The 17,879-nt window shown below is 74.5% G+C and carries 18 protein-coding genes; 13 read left to right on the forward strand and 5 right to left on the reverse strand.

Features of this window, described 5'->3' with window-relative positions:
* Positions 1–332: 332 nt before the first annotated feature.
* A complete protein-coding gene (locus tag JS756_RS05585; protein WP_205381810.1) occupies positions 333–1,853 on the reverse strand; it encodes an alpha/beta hydrolase in 1,521 nt (506 codons plus the stop codon).
* A gap of 112 nt (positions 1,854–1,965) precedes the next feature.
* On the opposite strand from JS756_RS05585, the gene JS756_RS05590 reads away from it, so the two are divergent.
* Complete coding sequence (locus tag JS756_RS05590; RefSeq protein ID WP_205381811.1) at positions 1,966–2,904, forward strand: helix-turn-helix domain-containing protein; 939 nt, start codon at positions 1,966–1,968, stop codon at positions 2,902–2,904.
* Between the two features lie 393 nt (positions 2,905–3,297).
* Here JS756_RS05590 and JS756_RS05595 read toward each other — a convergent pair whose 3' ends face one another.
* A complete protein-coding gene (locus JS756_RS05595; protein ID WP_205381812.1) occupies positions 3,298–4,653 on the reverse strand; it encodes a dipeptidase in 1,356 nt (451 codons plus the stop codon).
* A 227-nt stretch (positions 4,654–4,880) separates the two neighbouring features.
* Here JS756_RS05595 and JS756_RS05600 point away from each other — a divergent pair, with 227 nt between their 5' ends.
* On the forward strand, positions 4,881–6,113 hold the full coding sequence (locus JS756_RS05600) for a geranylgeranyl reductase family protein (protein ID WP_205382069.1): 1,233 nt from the start codon (positions 4,881–4,883) through the stop codon (positions 6,111–6,113).
* A 9-nt stretch (positions 6,114–6,122) separates the two neighbouring features.
* On the opposite strand, the gene JS756_RS05605 is transcribed toward JS756_RS05600, so the two are convergent.
* Complete coding sequence (locus JS756_RS05605) at positions 6,123–6,572, reverse strand: nitroreductase family deazaflavin-dependent oxidoreductase (RefSeq protein ID WP_205381813.1); 450 nt, start codon at positions 6,570–6,572, stop codon at positions 6,123–6,125.
* Between the two features lie 170 nt (positions 6,573–6,742).
* On the opposite strand from JS756_RS05605, the gene JS756_RS05610 reads away from it, so the two are divergent.
* From JS756_RS05610 to JS756_RS05625, 4 genes are all read left to right on the forward strand, one after another.
* Positions 6,743–7,450 (forward strand): TetR/AcrR family transcriptional regulator, encoded by a 708-nt coding sequence (locus JS756_RS05610; RefSeq protein ID WP_205381814.1) that lies wholly within the window; start codon positions 6,743–6,745, stop codon positions 7,448–7,450.
* 95 nt (positions 7,451–7,545) lie between these two features.
* The gene (locus JS756_RS05615; RefSeq protein ID WP_205381815.1) at positions 7,546–7,887 is read left to right on the forward strand and encodes a DUF1330 domain-containing protein; all 342 of its coding nucleotides are present in this window, start codon (positions 7,546–7,548) and stop codon (positions 7,885–7,887) included.
* A 301-nt stretch (positions 7,888–8,188) separates the two neighbouring features.
* A complete protein-coding gene (locus JS756_RS05620; protein WP_205381816.1) occupies positions 8,189–9,421 on the forward strand; it encodes a sensor histidine kinase in 1,233 nt (410 codons plus the stop codon).
* Entirely contained in the window at positions 9,418–10,083 is a 666-nt protein-coding gene (locus JS756_RS05625; protein WP_205381817.1) for a response regulator, read from the forward strand. The genes JS756_RS05620 and JS756_RS05625 overlap by 4 nt, the downstream gene beginning before the upstream one ends.
* On the opposite strand, the gene JS756_RS05630 is transcribed toward JS756_RS05625, so the two are convergent.
* Positions 10,044–10,334: a DUF6332 family protein gene (locus JS756_RS05630; RefSeq protein WP_205381818.1), complete on the reverse strand. Its 291-nt coding sequence runs from the start codon at positions 10,332–10,334 to the stop codon at positions 10,044–10,046. The genes JS756_RS05625 and JS756_RS05630 overlap by 40 nt on opposite strands.
* Positions 10,335–10,677: 343 nt before the next feature.
* On the opposite strand from JS756_RS05630, the gene JS756_RS05635 reads away from it, so the two are divergent.
* A complete protein-coding gene (locus JS756_RS05635) occupies positions 10,678–11,067 on the forward strand; it encodes a MarR family transcriptional regulator (RefSeq protein WP_205381819.1) in 390 nt (129 codons plus the stop codon).
* A 28-nt stretch (positions 11,068–11,095) separates the two neighbouring features.
* On the opposite strand, the gene JS756_RS05640 is transcribed toward JS756_RS05635, so the two are convergent.
* Positions 11,096–11,869 carry a maleylpyruvate isomerase family mycothiol-dependent enzyme gene (locus tag JS756_RS05640; protein ID WP_205381820.1) on the reverse strand — a complete coding sequence of 258 codons (774 nt, stop codon included), beginning with the start codon at positions 11,867–11,869 and terminating at the stop codon, positions 11,096–11,098.
* Between the two features lie 652 nt (positions 11,870–12,521).
* On the opposite strand from JS756_RS05640, the gene JS756_RS05645 reads away from it, so the two are divergent.
* The 6 genes from JS756_RS05645 to paaE all read left to right on the forward strand — a co-directional run bounded on the left by JS756_RS05645 (position 12,522) and on the right by paaE (position 17,746).
* Positions 12,522–13,319 (forward strand): VOC family protein, encoded by a 798-nt coding sequence (locus JS756_RS05645; RefSeq protein ID WP_205381821.1) that lies wholly within the window; start codon positions 12,522–12,524, stop codon positions 13,317–13,319.
* A gap of 690 nt (positions 13,320–14,009) precedes the next feature.
* A complete protein-coding gene (gene paaA / locus JS756_RS05650) occupies positions 14,010–14,996 on the forward strand; it encodes a 1,2-phenylacetyl-CoA epoxidase subunit PaaA (protein ID WP_205381822.1) in 987 nt (328 codons plus the stop codon).
* The gene (gene paaB, locus JS756_RS05655; RefSeq protein ID WP_205381823.1) at positions 14,993–15,286 is read left to right on the forward strand and encodes a 1,2-phenylacetyl-CoA epoxidase subunit PaaB; all 294 of its coding nucleotides are present in this window, start codon (positions 14,993–14,995) and stop codon (positions 15,284–15,286) included. The genes paaA and paaB overlap by 4 nt, the downstream gene beginning before the upstream one ends.
* Before the next feature lie 17 nt (positions 15,287–15,303).
* The gene (gene paaC, locus JS756_RS05660) at positions 15,304–16,131 is read left to right on the forward strand and encodes a 1,2-phenylacetyl-CoA epoxidase subunit PaaC (RefSeq protein ID WP_205381824.1); all 828 of its coding nucleotides are present in this window, start codon (positions 15,304–15,306) and stop codon (positions 16,129–16,131) included.
* Positions 16,125–16,640, forward strand: coding sequence for a 1,2-phenylacetyl-CoA epoxidase subunit PaaD (gene paaD / locus JS756_RS05665; RefSeq protein WP_205381825.1), 516 nt, complete (start codon positions 16,125–16,127; stop codon positions 16,638–16,640). Before paaC ends, paaD begins: the two co-directional genes overlap by 7 nt.
* Positions 16,640–17,746 (forward strand): 1,2-phenylacetyl-CoA epoxidase subunit PaaE, encoded by a 1,107-nt coding sequence (paaE, locus tag JS756_RS05670; RefSeq protein ID WP_205381826.1) that lies wholly within the window; start codon positions 16,640–16,642, stop codon positions 17,744–17,746. Before paaD ends, paaE begins: the two co-directional genes overlap by 1 nt.
* The last annotated feature ends 133 nt before the right edge of the window (positions 17,747–17,879 follow it).

The following is a 17,879-nucleotide window of genomic DNA, read 5'->3' on the forward strand; positions in this document are numbered from 1 at the left end:
AGCACCGGATCCCAGCGCGGTGCCCGAGGGCGCAGGCCGTACCCGGGGCGGGGCGCCCGCCCGTCCGAGCGCCGTCGCCGCCCGCTCCACGACGCCACGCTCGTCCTCCCCGGGGCACCGGGACCGCGGGCCCGCCCGCCTCGCGCACGACGGACGCAGGCCCGTTGCCCCGGGTGGGTGTCCGGCTGCGGTGCGGGTCCGGAGCGGACCCCGGGGCGGACCCCGGGGCGGGAGGGCGCGCGGAGGGAGGCGGCGGTGGCCTCGGACCGGGGAAGTGGTGAACCCCGGGCCGGGGACGTGGTGGTCGCGGGCGGGACCGGGGGCGTTGGGTCTCAGGCCGTCAGGTGGGTCACGACCCGGTCCAGCGCGTGGTGGAAGGCATCCCGCCAGGCGTCGTCCGCGTCGACGGTCTCGAAGCCGTGCCGGCCGTCCGGCACGTCGACCACCTCGACATCCGTCCCGCCGTCCTTCGCCGCGGCCAGGAACTCCTCGACGGTCGCGGCGATCTCCGGCGCCTCCCGGCCGGCCCGGACGAGGACGACGGGCAGGGCACCGGCACCGCCCACCGCGGCCGCCGGGCGGAAACGGCTGCCGGCGATGCCCCAGTTCGGCATCGGCGCCAGGACCGGGTAGCTCGCCGCCACACAGCGCAGCCAGGCCGGCGGCGCGCCGAGCCAGTCCGCCGACAGCAGCCCGCCGCCGGAGAAGAACCACAGCGCGACCCGGTCGGCGTCCACCCGGGGATCGGCACGCACCAACTCGACCGCGGCGGCGACGTCGTCGGCGGCCCGCGCGTAGTCGGCCGTGTCGTGCAGACGGTGATCGAACGTGACGCCCACCACCCCCCGTGCCGCCGCCGACCGTGCGTACCCGACCTGGCCCGGCCACTCCCGCGGGGTGGGCCTGGCTCCGGCCGGCACCGGGCCGCCGTGCACGAACAGCACCGCGGGTCGCGGACCCTCGGCGTCCAGGGGCAGATGCAGGTCCACGTTGTCCCGCCGCTCCACGGGCACCTCGGGGACCTCCAGCGGGAACGGCCGCAGATGTGCCGGCGGTTCACCCCGACCCGCCGGCACCAGCCGGTGCCCCTGCCCGGCCGCGGCCCGCAGCAGGACGTCCGCCAGCTCGGCGGGCCGGGACAGCATCGGCCAGTGCCCGGTGGCGAGTTCGAAGAACGTCACCTCGGGCGCGGCCAGGATCTGGACTGCCGGGTCGCCGAAGTCCACCAACCGCTGTACGAATTCGATGCTCACACCGTTGCCGGTGCACAGCACCCCCGTGGTGGGCACCGCGGCCACCGCACCGGACAGCCGCAACGGCTGGAGCAGTGTGCCCAGCGGCTGCGGAGCCGCCAGAGCGGTGAGCCGGTCCAGGGTCCTGTCGTCGACGCCCGCGGTACTGCCCCAGCGCTGCCACCGGGCACGCCCGGCGGGCGGGGCCAGCACCCCGTCGCCGCCGTCCACACGGGCACGTTCGGCCACCTGCGTGCGGAGCGCCTCGTCGGGCACCGACGCCAGGGCCGGGACGCCGTCCCTCGGCATCCCCGCGTCCAGGTACACGATCCGTGCGACGCGTTCGGCCCGCCGGTCCGCGGCGCCGACGGCCGGGTGGATGCCGTAGTCGTGGCCGACCAGGACGATCTTGCGGCCCTGTGCCGCGCCGGCCGCGTCGATGGCCGCCATGACGTCGGCGATGTGCGTCTCCAGATCGGTACCCGGCGCGCCGCCGGACCCGTCGAGTCCGGTCAGTGCGACCGGGAGCACCTCGGCGCCGGCGGCGGTGAGCCGCGCGGCCGTCTCCTGCCACACGTGCGTCCCGGTGAACATGCCCGGGACGAGAACGAATACGGTCATGGCCCGCTCCTTGAGCACGGGGGTGCGTCGCCGAGCGCGGGCCGTCCCCCGTTCGCCCGGCCCGCGCTCGCCGGTACCGTAGGAACTCCCCCTGAGGGAGGTTCAACCGACCATGTCGCACGATGGCCTGTGGAGCATCGGCGAACTCGCCGAGCACGCCGACGTCACCGTCAAGACCGTCCGCTTCTACTCCGACCGCGGACTGCTGCCGGAGGCCTCCCGCAGCACTGGCGGACACCGCCGCTACGCTCCCGCGTCCCTGGACCGGCTGCGCCTGATCCGCTCCCTGCGCGCCCTCGACCTGCCGCTGCCCGCGGTGCACCGCGTCCTGGACGAACAGGACCCGGGCCGCGCCCTGGAGGACGCCGTCGCCGGACGGTTGAGCGAGGTCGGCTCCCGGCTGCGCGAGCTGCGCTGGCGGGAGGCGGCCCTGCGGCTCGTGCAGGAGTGCCCGCCAGAGGAGCGGGCCGAGCGGTTGCTCCTGCTCGGCGCGATGACGACCCCGCCGAGCACCGATGCGCCGGCCCGATTCTGGCGTGCCTGGCTGCCGGCCCGGATGCCGGCCCGGTCGGTCGCCGCGTTCCTGGAGGTGGCGGTCCCCGCGCCGCCCGACGACCCGGACCCCGCACAGGTGCTCGCCTTCGCCCGGCTGCACGCCCTCACCAGCGGGCCCTGCCCGGGCGGCGCCCGCCGGCCCCGCCCCGAGGCTCACCGGGTCGCGGGCGCCCGCGGAGCGGCCGTCCTGTACGCGGGCCTCGCCGAGGCGTACGAGCTGGCGGCGGCGCACCTGCGCCACGACCGCCCACCGCGCCCCGGCGACGCCCTGGACGGCTTCGTCGCGGCCTACGCACAGGCCTACGACCGCCGCGACACCCCCGGTTTCCGCCGCGCACTGGCCCGGGAGCTCGCCGCCGAGGCACGCCTGGACGCCTACTGGGACCTGGTCTCCGTCCTGACCACCGCACCGGGCGCCCGTCCCGAACCCACCCCCGGCTCGACACACGACTGGCTGCTCGCCGCGCTCGACACGGACGTCACCGCGACGGCCTGATCGAGTGTCGGATCCCGGCCGCCTGATCTCGCCTCGGCCACCGGATCCAGGCTCCCGGCTTCCGGTTGCGGGGCGTCCGGTGCCCCGCCCCGGTCACCGCTGCCTGCCCCTGCGGACCGGAACGGCGCCGACCGGCGGACGTACGAGCGCCGGAACCCCGTGCCGCACCGGTCCGACGGGGCCTGCCCACCCACCCCGGCTGCCCGGGCGGCCGCAGGCCCCGGGACGGACCTCACGGCACCCGGCCGACAGCATTGCGGCACCCGAGCCGGCGGTGCGCGCCGGGGACGCCGGACGGCGACACGGCACCGGTCGGAGCCGGGCGCCGGGACAGGGCCGCGCGGGCCCCCGCCGTGCGGCGCATTCGAGGGCCCTCGGCTGCGGGCGGGCGGGTCAGTTCGCCGCGTACTTGCGGAGGAACAGCGCCTCCGTGACCGACATGCGCTCCAGTTCCTCGGGGGAGACGCTCTCGTTCACGGCGTGGATCTGGGCCTCCGGCTCGCTCAGACCGATGAGGAGGATCTCCGCGTCCGGGTACAGGGCCGCGAGGGTGTTGCACAGCGGGATGGAGCCGCCCTGGCCGCTGTACTGCATCTCCTGGCCCGGGTACGCCTCCGCCATGGCCTCGCCCATGGCCCGGTAGGCGGGGCTGGCGGTGTCCGCGCGGAACGGCTGGCCCTGGCCGATCTGCTCGATCGCGACCCGGGCGCCCCACGGGGTGTGCGCCTCGATGTGGGCCTGCAGCAGCTTGGTCGCCCCTGCCACGTCCACGCCCGGCGGCACCCGCAGGCTGACCAGGGCCCGGGCGTTGGCCTGCACCGACGCGGTGGCGCCCACGACCGGCGGGCAGTCGATGCCGAGGACGGTGACGGCGGGGCGGGCCCAGATGCGGTCGGCGACCGTGCCCGAACCGATCAGACCGACGCCGTCGATCACCTTGGCGTCCGCGCGGAACTCCTCCTCGTCGTACTGGAGACCGTCCCACGACGCGTCCGAGGACAGGCCGTCGACCGTCGTCGAACCGTCCTCGGCACGCAGCGAGTCCAGGACGCGGATCAGCGCCGCGAGTGCGTCCGGGGCGGCACCGCCGAACTGGCCGGAGTGGAGATTGCCCTCCACGGTGTCGACCTGGACCCGGAGCAGCGTCATGCCGCGCAGGGTCGAGGTCACCGTCGGCAGGCCCACACGGAAGTTGCCCGTGTCGCCGATGACAACGGTGTCCGCCTCCAGCAGTTCCGGGTGCGCCTCGGCGTAGCGTTCCAGGCCGCCCGTGCCCTGCTCCTCCGAGCCCTCGACGATCACCTTCACGTGCACCGGCACCCCGCCGTCGGCCTTCAGCGCGCGCAGCGCGAGCAGGTGCATGATCACGCCGCCCTTGCAGTCGGCTGCACCGCGGCCGTACCAGCGGCCGTCGCGCTCGGTCAGCTCGAACGGCGGCGTGGCCCAGCCGGACTCGTCGAGCGGCGGCTGCACGTCGTAGTGGGCGTACAGCAGGACCGTCTTCGCGCCCCGGGGACCCGGCAGGTAGCCGTACACCGACTGGGTGCCGTCGGGGGTGTCGAGCAGGGCGACGTCCTGGAAGCCCTCGGCGGTCAGCGCGTCCGCCACCCAGCGCGCGGCGCCCTCGCTCTCGCTCTTGGGGAACTGGTCGAAGTCCGCCACCGATCTGAAGGCCACCAGCTCGGCGAGCTCCGCCTTCGCCCGGGGCATCAGCGAGGCGACGGTCTCGGCGACCGGATTCGACGACATGGGCACGCTCCTTGTGGGTGCGACGGTGTACCTGTACGCGTCCGTGCGTGAACGTCTGCGTACGTCTCGTACTTTCATCTGCCAACGGTTGACCGTGCGAGCGTACGCCCGCCCCGAGGGGCGAACCGCACCCCCCGCCGGTGCCGACTCGGCAGCCCGTGGCGATCTCCGCCTAGGATGCCGGGGACAGCAGCGTGAGCCGACTTGATCGGGAGCAGCAGACCATCGTGAGCAGCGAGAACTCTTCGGCGGACGACGTGCGGCAGGTGTGGGACGTGGTCGTGGTGGGTGCGGGCCCTGCGGGAGCGTCGGCCGCCTATGCGGCTGCGGTCGCCGGGCGGCGCGTGCTGCTGCTGGAGAAGGCGGACCTGCCGCGCTACAAGACGTGCGGCGGCGGCATCATCGGCCCGTCGCGCGACGCCCTGCCGCCCGGCTACGAGCTGCCGCTGCGCGACCGCGTGCACGCGGTGACGTTCTCCCACAACGGCCGCTTCTCCCGTACACGCCGCTCCAAGCAGATGCTGTTCGGGCTGATCAACCGGCCCGAGTTCGACCACCAGCTCGTCGAGCACGCGCAGAAGGCCGGTGCCGAACTGCGTACGGGGGCCGGTGTGCAGCGCGTCGAGCAGCACGGCTCGGCCGTGCCGGACCGCCGGACGGTCGCCGTGGTGCTCCAGGGCGGCGAGAAGGTGCTGGCCCGCGCGGTGGTCGGTGCCGACGGCAGTGCCAGCCGTATAGGAGCGCACGTCGGCGTCAAGGTCGACCAGGTCGACCTGGGCCTGGAAGCGGAGATCCCCGTCCCGGAGACCGTCGCCGAGGACTGGCAGGGGCGGGTGCTGATCGACTGGGGTCCGATGCCGGGGAGCTACGGCTGGGTGTTCCCCAAGGGCGACACGCTCACCGTCGGTGTGATCTCGGCGCGCGGCGAGGGTGCAGCCACCAAGCGGTACCTGGAGGACTTCATCGGCCGGCTCGGCCTCGCCGGGTTCGAACCCAGCCTCTCCTCCGGCCATCTGACCCGCTGTCGTGCCGACGACTCGCCGCTGTCGCGGGGCCGGGTGCTGGTGTGCGGGGACGCGGCGGGGCTGCTGGAGCCGTGGACCCGCGAGGGCATCTCCTTCGCCCTGCGCTCCGGGAGGCTCGCGGGGGAGTGGGCGGTGCGGATCGCCGAGGCGCACGACGCGGTGGACGCCCGCCGTCAGGCCCTGAACTACGCCTTCGCCGTCAAGGCGGGCCTCGGGGTGGAGATGGCCGTCGGGAAGCGGCTGCTGGCGGCCTTCGAGCGGCGGCCCGGCGTCTTCCACGCGGCGCTCACCGGGTTCCGCCCGGCGTGGAAGGCGTTCACGGACATCACCCGCGGCTCGACCTCGCTCGGCGAGCTCATCCGCAACCGGCCGATCGCCCAGCGTGCCCTGTCCGCGCTGGACCGGCGGCAGGCCACGGGCGAGGCCGGTTCCTGACCCGCGGGGTCAGCCGCCGACGGTGATGCGGAAGACCGGGTGGTCGGGCGCGATCCGGCGCAGCTCGGCGTCGGAGGAGTCCGGGCCGACGCCGTCGAAGAAGACGCCGACCTCCGCCTTCCACCGCTTGAGGTAGGCGCGCAGGATCGGGGCCTTGTCGTCGTCGGCGACCTCGGTGGCGGTGAACTCCTCGACGTTCTTGCCGAGGTGCAGTTCACCGCCGCCGGCCGCGCGCATGTTGCGGGTCCACTGGACGTGGCCGCGCGGTGCGACCAGGTACTGCCGGCCGTCGATCGCCAGCAGGTTGACGGGGGTGGTCCGCCACTGGCCGCTCTTGCGGCCGCGCACGGCGAGGACGCGGGAGCCCCAGACGCTGACGCCGCGGCGGGTGAGCCAGGCGACGAAGCGGTTGAGGACGTTGACGGTGAACCAGCCGGGCTTGCGGACGTGTGCGGACATGGGGACCCCCTGTACGTGTGGCTGCACTCGTGGCTGCAACCGTGAAGAGCGCCGCTCTTCTTGGTGAGCACTGCTCTCGATGCGTCCAGTGTGCATCAGCTCGGCACGGTTGGGCAAGAGCATTGCTCTCACTTGTGTGCGGTGCTCTCGATCCATGGGAGACTGCCTGCATGAGCAGCAACTCCGCACACGGCGGCGCCCGAGCCCGCGCCAGGATCGAAGTGACCGCGGCCATCAAGGACGCCGCCCGCAGACAACTCGCCGCCGACGGGGCCGCCAAGATCTCGCTGCGTGCCGTCTCCCGTGAACTGGGCATGGTCTCCTCCGCGCTCTACCGCTACTTCCCCAGCCGCGACGACCTGCTCACCGCGCTGATCATCGACGCCTACGACTCCCTCGGCGAGGCGGCGGAGTCGGCGCACGACGCGGTCGCCGACGCGGGCCCCGTCGAGCGCTGGACGGCGGTCTGCGCATCGGTACGGCACTGGGCCCTGGCCCATCCCCACGAGTACGCCCTGATCTACGGCTCGCCCGTGCCCGGCTACAGTGCCCCCGAGACGACGATCCCCGCCGCCTCCCGCGTCGGGCTGCTCCTCATCGCCGTCGTGCGCGACGCCCACCAGGCCGGCCGGCTGGCCGTGTCACCCGTGCCGGACGCCCTGCGCCCCGAGGCCGCGCGCATGGCCGCCGACCTCGCCCCCGATCTCCCGCCGCCCGTCGTCACCGCACTCGTCGCGGCCTGGGCCCAGCTGTACGGCCTGGTCGGCTTCGAGGTGTTCGGCCAGTTCCACCGCGTCGTGGAGGACCGCGAGCCCTTCTTCCGCCACGCGGCGACACGGCTGGCGCAGGGGGTGGGCCTGCCGGCCGGGCACGCCTGAACGGCCGGGCTCCTACCTCGGAGGTCATCGACCGGGTCCGGCGCGGGGTGCCACGATCGGCACCGCAGGCAGCCCGCTCCGACCTGGAGGAGACCATGACCGCCTACGCCGTGGCCCACCTGCGCGACGCCGCGCCGCACCCGGAGATCGCCGAGTACATCGAGCGCATCGGCGGCACCTTCGCCCCGTACGGGGGACGCTTCCTGGTGCACGCCGCACAGCACGAGGTGAAGGAGGGAGCCTGGCCCGGACACGTCGTGGTGATCGCCTTCCCCGGCATGCCCGAGGCCCGCGCCTGGTGGGACTCGCCCGCCTACCGTGCGATCGCACCGCTGCGCTCGCGACACGTCGAGGGTGACATCGTCCTCGTCCCGGGCGTCCCCGACGGCTACGACCCCGCCACCACCGCCCGCACGATGCGCGAGGCGCTCCCCTGACCGTCCCGTCCCGGTCGATCGCTCCTCGCCGGCCGGCCATCGTCCCGCCGGGGCGATCGGTGGGAAGGGGCCTGGGGGGAGAGGACCTGACGGGCCGTCGGCGCCCAAGCCCCCCGCATCCGCGGGGCCGTCCGCCTCGGTGCCCGGGCAGCGGACCGGCGCTCGGCTACGGCACCGGGCGGCGGTCACGGTGTCCGCCCGCCGGGTCGTTTCCCCCGCGCCGGGTACTTCCCCGGGAGTACACGCGGGCACCGCGCGCGGGGGACGTCGTCCGCGGGGCGCGGCGTCTAGCGTGGCCGTCATGGACGAGCAGCGCGTGCGCGGGGGCGGCCCGCCGCGGTGGGGGCATCCCGGCCCGCTGCCGCGGCCGGGTCGCGGGGGCGAGGCGGAGGGGGCTCCCCGGTGGCCCTGGCGGTCCACCCTGGTCGTCACCGTGATCGTGCTGGCCGGCTCGCACGTGGCCGCCGGCCGGCAGCACGGGGAGCGCGTCACGCTGGACCCCTTCGCCTACGGACTGCTGCTGGTGGCCTCGCTCCTGCTGCTGTGGCGCACCCGCCACCCGGTGGCGGTCGCCTTCGGCACGTCCGCCACGGCCCTGCTCCTCGTCGGAGCCGGGTACCCCTACGGCCCGGTGTTCCTCACCGTCGCCCTCGGCTGCTTCGGTGCCGTCGTCGCCGGCCACCGGTACGCGGCCTGGACGGCGGTCGGCATGCTCTGGGCCGGGCACCTGCTGGTGGCCCACTGGCTGTACCGGTGGCTGCCGCCGTCCGGGGACCTTGCCGCGTCCTGGGGGCAGGAGATCGCGGCCGCGGCGTGGGTCGTGGCGATCGCCGCCGTGTCGGAACTGGCCCGGGCCCGCCGCGAGCAGTGGGCGCGCGAGCGGGCCGAGCGGGCGCAGGCGGCCCGGCGCCGCGCGGACGACGAACGGCTGCGCATCGCCCGCGAACTGCACGACGTGCTGGCGCACAGCATCTCGGTCATCAACGTGCAGGCGGGCGTCGGCCTCGCCCTGCTCGACACCGACCCGGAGCAGACGAGGACGGCGCTGACCACCATCAAGGCCACGAGCAAGGAGGCGCTCGGCGAGGTCCGGCAGGTCCTCGACACCCTGCGCGCGCCCGGCACGGCACCGCGCACCCCGGCACCGGGCCTGGACCGGCTGCCGGAGCTGGTGCGGCAGGCGGCGGGCGCCGGTCTGGCCGTGGAGGTGCGGGGCGCGGCACCGCCGCTGCCGCCGGGTGCGGACCTCGCCGCCTTCCGGATCGTCCAGGAAGCCCTCACCAATGTCGTGCGCCACTCAGGATCGCGGCACGCGCGCGTGCGGCTCGCGACGGCGGACGGGGCGCTGCGGCTGCGGATCGACGACGACGGGCCCGCGACGGGCGCGGAAGCGGGCGGCGGCGGCAACGGCCTGGCCGGGATGCGGGAGCGGGCCGCGGCGCTCGGTGGCACGATCGAGGCGGGGCCGCGCGCGGACGGCGGCTTCCGCGTGCTCGCCGTACTGCCGCTCGGCCCGAAGGAGGATCACCGGTGATCCGCGTACTGCTCGCCGACGACCAGTCGCTGGTCCGGGCCGGGTTCCGGGCCCTGCTGGACGCGCAGCCGGACGTCGAGGTCGCCGGGGAGGCCGCCGACGGGGAGGAGGCGGTGCGCACGGTGCGCGAACTGCGGCCGGACGTCGTCCTGATGGACATCCGGATGCCCGTGCTCGACGGGCTGGCCGCCACCCGCCGCATCACCGCCGACCGGGCTCTGCGGGACGTCAGGGTGGTCATGCTGACCACCTTCGAGATCGACGAGTACGTCTTCGAGGCGATCCGCTCCGGCGCCTCCGGATTCCTGGTGAAGGACACCGAGCCGGACGAACTCCTGCGCGCGGTGCGGGCAGTGGTCGCCGGAGACGCCCTGCTGTCGCCGGGAGTGACACGTCGGCTGATCGAGGAGTTCGCCGCCCGTTCCAAGGAGCCTGCCGCCGCCGACGCCCTCGCGCGGCTCACCGAGCGGGAGCGGGAGGTGATGGCGCTGGTCGGAATCGGCCTGTCCAACGAGGAGATCGCGCGCCGCCTGGTGGTCAGCCCGCTCACCGCGAAGACGCACGTCAGCCGCACCATGGTGAAGCTCGGCGCCCGCGACCGGGCGCAACTGGTCGTCCTCGCCTACGAGTCGGGCCTGGTGCGTCCCGGCTGGCTGGGCTGATCGCCGCCGGGGCCGGTGCCCCGCTGGAAACGGATCAGCACGCTGGCCACGCGGACCAGGAACAGCACCGAGGCCAGGACCGCTCCCACGGTGACCAGCACGCCGCGGGTCCCCGCCGACAGAGGGAAGGCGAACGCCGGTCCGGCCACCGCCCCGAACAACAGCACGGCCGCGAACGCGGCGCTGAGCAACGCGTATCCGATCTCCACCGTGATGGCGTCCCGTTCGGCCTGACTGCGTCCCCCGCTCATGCCCCGAGTGAAACAGGCGAGCGCCCGGCCGGGCAAGTCGTCCCGGCCGGGCGCGCGCCTGAGCCCGATCCCGTTGCGATCGGGCGGAGCCGCCGGCCCGTGCCGCCCGCCTCGCCGCCCTGTCGCACGGCCCAGGCGCATCCCGCCCGCGGGCCGTGCTCGCCGTGCGATGCTTCCGCACCGCCCGGACGGTCGGTGAGGCGCCCCCGTGCCACCCGACGCCGCGAGTCGTCCGGCAGTCCTTCCCGGCGCCCACATGCCGGACAAGCTGCATGCATGTGCATGAGATGCAAACACATTAAATTCGGATGCAATTAAATTGGTTCTCTGCTACCGTCCGGCCATGGCTGCGAAGAAGGTCGAGCAGGCACTCGTGGAGCAGTGGCGGGACATCCTCGCGTTGCATGCCCGCACCCAGTGCGCACTCGACCGCGTCCTCGGTGGGCACGGCTTGTGCGCGAGCGACTTCGAAGTGCTCGACCTGCTGTCGGAAGGGCCCGCGGACGGCTCCGGCGCCTACCGCGTCCAGGAGATCTCCGAGCGCGTCCACCTCAGTCAGAGCGCGCTGTCGCGCCTCGTCGCCCGCCTGGAGAAGGACGGACTGGTCGAGCGGGGCATGTGCCCGGAGGACCGGCGCGGGGTGCGTGTCTCCCTCACGGCCAGGGGGCGCGCGCTGCACGACGAGGTGCGCCCGGTGCAACGCGCGGTGCTGACGCGGATGCTGGCCGACTGAGCCGGCCCTTCCCGCGGCCCCGGTCCGGTCAACCGATGGCGGACGCCTCCTGCCACAGCTCTGCCAGGGCGGCGTCCCCGGTCACCTGCGGCACCGGGATCCTGTTCCACAGTGCCAGGTACAGCTGCCCTGCCGGGCCTGCCAGTTCGGCGTCGGCCGACCCGGCGGCACCGGGTGCCGTGACGGGCGGCTCCGTCGACAGGCGCACCGTCCACACCGCGTCCGCGTCCGTCGTCCTGACCCTCAGCAGGCGCGGCTCGATGGTGCGCACCCGGCTCTTGGGGCGGCCGTGGAAGCCGCACAGCAGTTCGTCGATGCCGTCGACGGCGAACTCCACCGGGAGGCCGGCGGTGAACCCGGCGGCGGGTTCACCCGCCACAGGGTCGCCGTCGCGGGCGGTCTCCGCGTCGTAGCGGTGGACGGCCGTCTCGTGTGCCTGGCGGCGCGTCCAGAAGGCCAGGGGGGAGGGGGAGGGGGGGGGCGCCGGGAAGAAGGTCCAGGCGGTGATGTCGTGCGGGGCCGCGGCCAGGGTGCTCATGAGACGGCGGTGGCTGTCCCGGTACCACTCCAGCAGTTCGGCGCCGTCCAGCGCGGGGCCGTCCCCCAAGGGGCGGGGGGAGGGGTGCTGCTCGGCCACGTATCCGGCCGCCCAGAGGTGGACCGCGCCGGTGTGCCGCAGCAGATCCCGTACCTGCCAGTCGGGGCAGGTCGGCACCTTGGCGTCCGGCCCCGCGGCCTCGGCCGCGTCGGCCAGCAACCGGCCCTCCCGGTCGAGGATGTCAAGAAACTCGGCTGTCTCCATGGGGTGAGTGTGCAGGACGGGGTACGCCTCGACGCAAGTGCGTTCCGGCGCCGCCACCCGGTGGCGCCCCGACAGTTTGCCGCCGCGTCCCGCCGCCGGGTCCCGCCCTCCGGTGTCCCCCGGAGGGCGGAGCCCGCGACCTGCGCCTCGACGGCTGCGAGGGCCGTGCGCCCGGGCGGGCGGCCCCACCCCGGACGCGGCCCGACCGCGCCCCGGACGCGGCCCGACCGCGCCCCGGACGCGGCCCGACCGCGCCCCGGACGCGGCGTCACCGCTCGACGCGTCCTGGGCCATGCGCTGCCCCGTCTCCGGACCGCGCCCCCGGCTGCCCCACCACCCGGTCGGCCCATCCTGTGCTCGCCCCGCGGCCTCGCGGCCTCGCGGCCCCGCGGTCTGACGGCCCGGCGCCGCGCCCCCGGTTCGCCCCAGTCCCGGTCCTGCCCAACTCGCCACCGGAGGAAGAGGACATGCCACGGTGCGTCGGCGCGCGCCGGGGCTGTAGGTCGGTGCGTGCGACCGGAGGCGTTCGCCCCGCCGCGACCGTCCGGTCGCAGACGTCCGCCGGCCGGGGTGTCCGGCGCGCGAGTGTCGGTGCCGGGTGCCACGCTGAGGTGGGGGATGACCGAGGGGGCACTGCGGAAGGGAACACGGCATGATCACGACGGACCTCGCGCCCGGCTCACCTTGCTGGCTCGACCTCGGCGCCCCCGACGTCCCGGCCGCCGCGGCCTTCTACGGCGCGGTGCTCGGCTGGGAGTTCCAGCCGATGGGGGAGGAGGCCGGTGCCGAAGGCGGGATGTTCCGCAAGGACGGCAGGACCGTGGCCGGACTGGGCGCGCTCACCGAGCAGGGAGCGCGGTCGGCCTGGATGATCTACTACACCGTCACCGACGCGGACGCCACGACCCGGGCGGTCGAGGCCGCGGGCGGCACGGTGCGGGTTCCGCCGAGAGACCTCGGTGAATGGGGCCGGATGGCACAGTACAGCGACCCGCTGGGAGGCCAGTTCGCCGTGTGGCAGCCGGGGAAGCAGGCCGGCTTCGAACTGGCGGACGCGCCAGGCTCGCTGTCGTGGACCGAGCTGCACACGAGCGACGCCCGGGCGACCCGCGAGTTCTACGGCGCGGTCTTCGACTGGCAGTTCAGCGACATGCCGATGCCGGACGGCTCGGGGACGTACACCCTCATCACCCCCGCCGGCCTTCCCGAGGAGCGCATGCAGGGCGGCTTCCTGCAGGTGTCCACGGAGGCCCTGGCCCTGGCGGACGGCAAGCCGTACTGGCATCCCGTGTTCGGTGTCGACGACTGCGACGCTGCGGTCGCCAGGGTGACGGAGAACGGCGGCCGCGTGCAGATGGGGCCGGCCGACTCCGAGGGGGTCGGTCGGCTCGCCGTCTGCCTCGACCCGTCGAACGCCGACTTCGTCGTTCTGCGGCCGACCGGGAGCTGACGCCGCCGCTCGGCCGCCTTTGGGGCGGCGGCCGGAGGCACCCGCCGCGCCGTACCACCCGGGGGCCGCTGTGATGCCGTCGCCCGGGTACGCCGCATGCCCGCAGCCGGGGCGAGGCGGTCGCCCCGGAGGACGCGTACGCCCGTGGCCGGGGCGAGGCACGCGCTCCGGGGTGTCCACGCCCGCCGCCGGCACCACGCCCGCGGCGCACGGCACTCCGGTGACCGGCGCGGCGATGTGCGCGCCGGTCACGAAGGCCCGGTGGCCCGCTGTCACGACGGCAGCCCCGGGCCGGGCGGGCGTCCCGCCCCGGACGGGCCGCGACACGCACGGCCGCCGCATCCCGGCCCGCCCGGCCGCTCCGTCGCGGCCACGGGCGCCGGGGAGGCCGGTCGGCCCGTGAGGGGGCGCGCCCCTGGTGGAGCGGGGCGGCACCGGCGCGGAGGCACCCGGCGCCCCGCCGAGCTGCGGCGTGGCCGGTCTGCGGCGCGGTCGGCACGAGGCCTGCGGGGACGCCGCCGTCCCCGCCCGGGGCGTTGCCGGTGATCGCGTCGGAGAGCGGCGACATCGAGGTCCCCGCCCCCGGTCCGGGGTCGGTCGCACGGGGGGCTTACCCGGGCGGGGGACACAGCGTAGGATGAAGTCCCGAACGAATGGTCGGTTGGCAGAGCGGTTGGGCAAGGGAGACGGATGGACACGACACACTCCAGCTCCTCGGGTGCGGACGGTGCCGGACCCGAGCTCCAGGAGCACTTCGAGGCGACGATCGCGCGCGACCAGCGCGTCGAGCCGCGCGACTGGATGCCCGAGGGCTACCGCAGGACGTTGATCCGGCAGATCGCGCAGCACGCGCACTCGGAGATCATCGGCATGCAGCCGGAGGGCGAGTGGATCACGCGTGCGCCGTCGCTGCGCCGTAAGGCGATCCTGTTCGCCAAGGTGCAGGACGAGGCCGGGCACGGCCTGTACCTGTACTCGGCCGCCGAGACCCTCGGCGCCGACCGCGCGGATCTGACCGAGCGGCTCATCGAGGGGCGCCAGAAGTACTCGTCGATCTTCAACTACCCCACCGCGAACTTCGCCGACGTCGGGGTGATCGGCTGGTTCGTGGACGGCGCGGCGATCTGCAACCAGGTGCCGCTGTGCCGCTCCTCCTACGGGCCCTACGCCCGCTCGATGGTGCGGATCTGCAAGGAGGAGTCCTTCCACCAGCGGCAGGGCTACGAGCTGCTGATGACCATGATGCGGGGCACCGACGCTCAGCGGACCATGGTCCAGGACGCCGTGGACCGCTGGTGGTGGCCCTCGCTGATGATGTTCGGTCCGCCCGACAACGACTCGCCCAACTCCGCGCAGTCCATGGCCTGGAAGATCAAGCGGCACAGCAACGACGAGCTGCGCCAGCGCTTCGTCGACATGACCGTCCCGCAGGCCGAGCGGCTCGGCGTGACCCTGCCCGACCCGGAGCTGCGCTGGAACGAGGAGCGCGGGCACCACGACTTCGGCACCCCCGACTGGGCGGAGCTCAAGCGCGTCATCAGCGGTGACGGGCCGTGCAACGACCGGCGCGTGCAGCGCCGCCGGGAGGCCCACGAGGAGGGCGCATGGGTGCGCGAGGCGGCGACCGCCCACGCGGCGAAGCAGGCGGCACAGGCACGAGAGGGAGCAGTGGCATGACGGCCGACAAGCGGGGATGGCCTCTGTACGAGGTGTTCGTGCGCAGCAAGCGCGGGCTCAACCACGTCCACGTGGGTTCGCTGCACGCCGCCGACGACCGGATGGCGCTCACGCACGCGCGTGACCTCTACACCCGCCGCAACGAGGGCGTGTCGATCTGGGTGGTGCGTTCCGAGCACATCGCGGCGTCCACCCGGGACGAGAAGGACCCCTTCTTCGCCCCGAGCGCGGACAAGGTCTACCGCCACCCGACCTTCTACGACATCCCCGACGACGTCCCGCACATCTAGTCCCACCGAGGAATGGCATGAGTGACGACCACGTCTACATGACCCTCGCCGAGGGACACGAGGACGACACCCGCTGGGCCTACGGCACCGGCTTCGAGGACCCGCTGCACGGCGTCGACACCACCGTGCCCGAGGGCGTCGACCCCGCCGAACTCGCCGCCGAGTGCGTGGCCCTGGCCGACGACGCGCTGGTGAGCGCCCAGCGGCTCGCCGAGTGGACCACCCGCGCCCCCGAGCTGGAGGAGGAAGTGGCGCTGGCCAACATCGGCCTCGACCTGCTCGGACAGGCCCGCCTGCTCTACTCCCGCGCCGGCCAGGCCGACGGTACCGACCGCAGTGAGGACGCGTACGCCTACTTCCGCGACGCCGGCGACTTCCGCAACGTACGCCTGGCCGAACTGCCGTGCGGGGACTTCGCGTTCTCGATCGTGCGGATGCTCCTGCTGTCCAGCTGGCGTCTCGCCCGGTTCCAGCGGCTGACCGCGCACGCCGACCCGGTGCTCGCGGCGATCGCCACCAAGGGCGTCAAGGAACTCGCCTACCACCGGCAGTACGCCGCCGAGTGGGCGGTGCGCCTGGGCGACGGCACGCCGGAGTCCCACCGGCGGATGCGTACGGCGCTGGAGAAGGCCGCGCCGTATCTGGGCGAGTTGTTCACCGCCTGCGACGTGCGCGAAGAGGTCGTCGCCGACCTCCGCCAGGTCACCGCGGCGGCCGGCCTGCCCATGCCCGTGTACCGGCCGCTTTCCGGCTCCGGCCGCCACGGCGAGCACACCGAGCACCTCGCCCCCCTGCTCGCCGAGTTGCAGAGCGTGGCCCGCGCCCATCCGGAGGCGGCGTGGTGACGACCCTCCTCGACGCCCGGCACGCCCGGCACATCGCCGAGCAGGTGCCCGACCCCGAGCTGCCCATGCTGACCCTCGCCGATCTCGGCGTGCTGCGCGGGGTCGACCTGACCGACGACGGCACGGTGGTGGCGACCCTGACCCCCACCTACTCGGGCTGCCCGGCCATGGCCGAGATGCGCGCCGACGTCGCCGCCCGGCTGCGGGACGCCGGGTACGCCCACGTGGAGATCCGCACCGCGCTCGACCCGCCGTGGTCGAGCGACTGGATCACCCAGGAGGGCCGCCGCAAGCTCGCCGACCACGGCATCGCCCCGCCCGGTGCCGCACCCCGGCACGGCACGGCACCCGTGCCGCTGGTCCTGTCTCCGACACGGCACACGGTGCCCTGCCCCCGCTGCGGCTCGGCCGACACCGAGGAGACCTCCCGCTTCGCCGCCACGTCCTGCAAGGCACTGTGGCGCTGCCGCGCCTGCCGCGAGCCGTTCGAGTACGTCAAGGAGATCTGATGGCCACGTCCGTCTCCCCCGGGGCCGCCCGCCCGCAGACCCGCCGCCGTCCGGTCTTCCACCGGCTGCGCGTGTCCGCCGTGCAACCGCTGTGCGACGACGCGGCGGCCGTCGGCTTCGAGATCCCGGCGGAACTGGCCGAGGAGTTCGCCTTCGCACCGGGGCAGTCGCTCACCCTGCGGCGCGAGATCGACGGCCGGGACGAACGGCGGTCGTACTCCATCTGCTCGCCCGCCGGCTCCGCGCCCCGCATCGGGGTGCGTGTGGTGCCGGGAGGCCTGTTCTCCTCCTGGCTCGTGCACGACGTGCGCCCCGGCGACACGGTCGAGGTGATGGGCCCCACCGGCGCGTTCACCCCCGATCTCACCACCCCCGGCGACCACGTCCTGGTCGCGGCGGGTTCCGGCATCACACCCATGCTGTCGATCGCCGAGTCCGTCCTGGCCGCCGACTCCCGCTCGACCGTCACGCTCCTCTACGGCAACCGGCGCACCGGCACCGTGATGTTCGCGGACGAGCTCGCCGACCTGAAGGACCTGTACCCGGCCCGCTTCCAGCTCGCCCACGTGCTCTCCCGCGAACCCCGCGAGGCGGAGATGCTCTCCGGCCGCCTCGACGCCGAACGGCTCGCCCAACTCGTCGGCGCGCTCGTCGACGTCCCGGCCGCCGACCACTGGTGGCTGTGCGGGCCGCACGGCATGGTCCGCTCGGCGCAGCAGGTCCTGGTGGGGCTGGGCGTGCCCGCCGACCGCGTGCACCAGGAACTCTTCTACGCCGACGACGAACCGGTCCGCGAGGTCCGCCACACCGACGGCGAACCCTCCGGCCCGGTCAGCCAGGTGACCCTCGTCCTGGACGGCCGCACCAGCACGACCGCCCTGCCCCGGGAGCGGACCGTCCTCGACGGTGCCCAGAAGACCCGCCCCGACCTGCCCTTCGCCTGCAAGGGCGGTGTCTGCGGCACCTGCCGCGCCCTGGTCACCGACGGCACTGTGGACATGCGCCGCAATTTCGCCCTGGAGCCCGCCGAGGTCGACGCGGGCTACGTCCTGACCTGCCAGTCGTATCCGGTGTCGGAGACCCTGACGATCGACTTCGACTCCTGACCTGCGGTTCTTCCGGGCAGCCCCCTGTCCGCACGCGTACGCGGATCCGTCTGCCGCGCGCCGGTCCTCCGTCGCCGCCCCGCGTGTCCGGCCTGTCCTGCGGGCCTGTGCGGGCCTGTGCGGGGCGGCGCGG

This window comes from Streptomyces actuosus (genome assembly GCF_016921115.1).
In the GTDB taxonomy this organism is placed as follows: Bacteria; Actinomycetota; Actinomycetes; order Streptomycetales; family Streptomycetaceae; genus Streptomyces; species Streptomyces actuosus_A.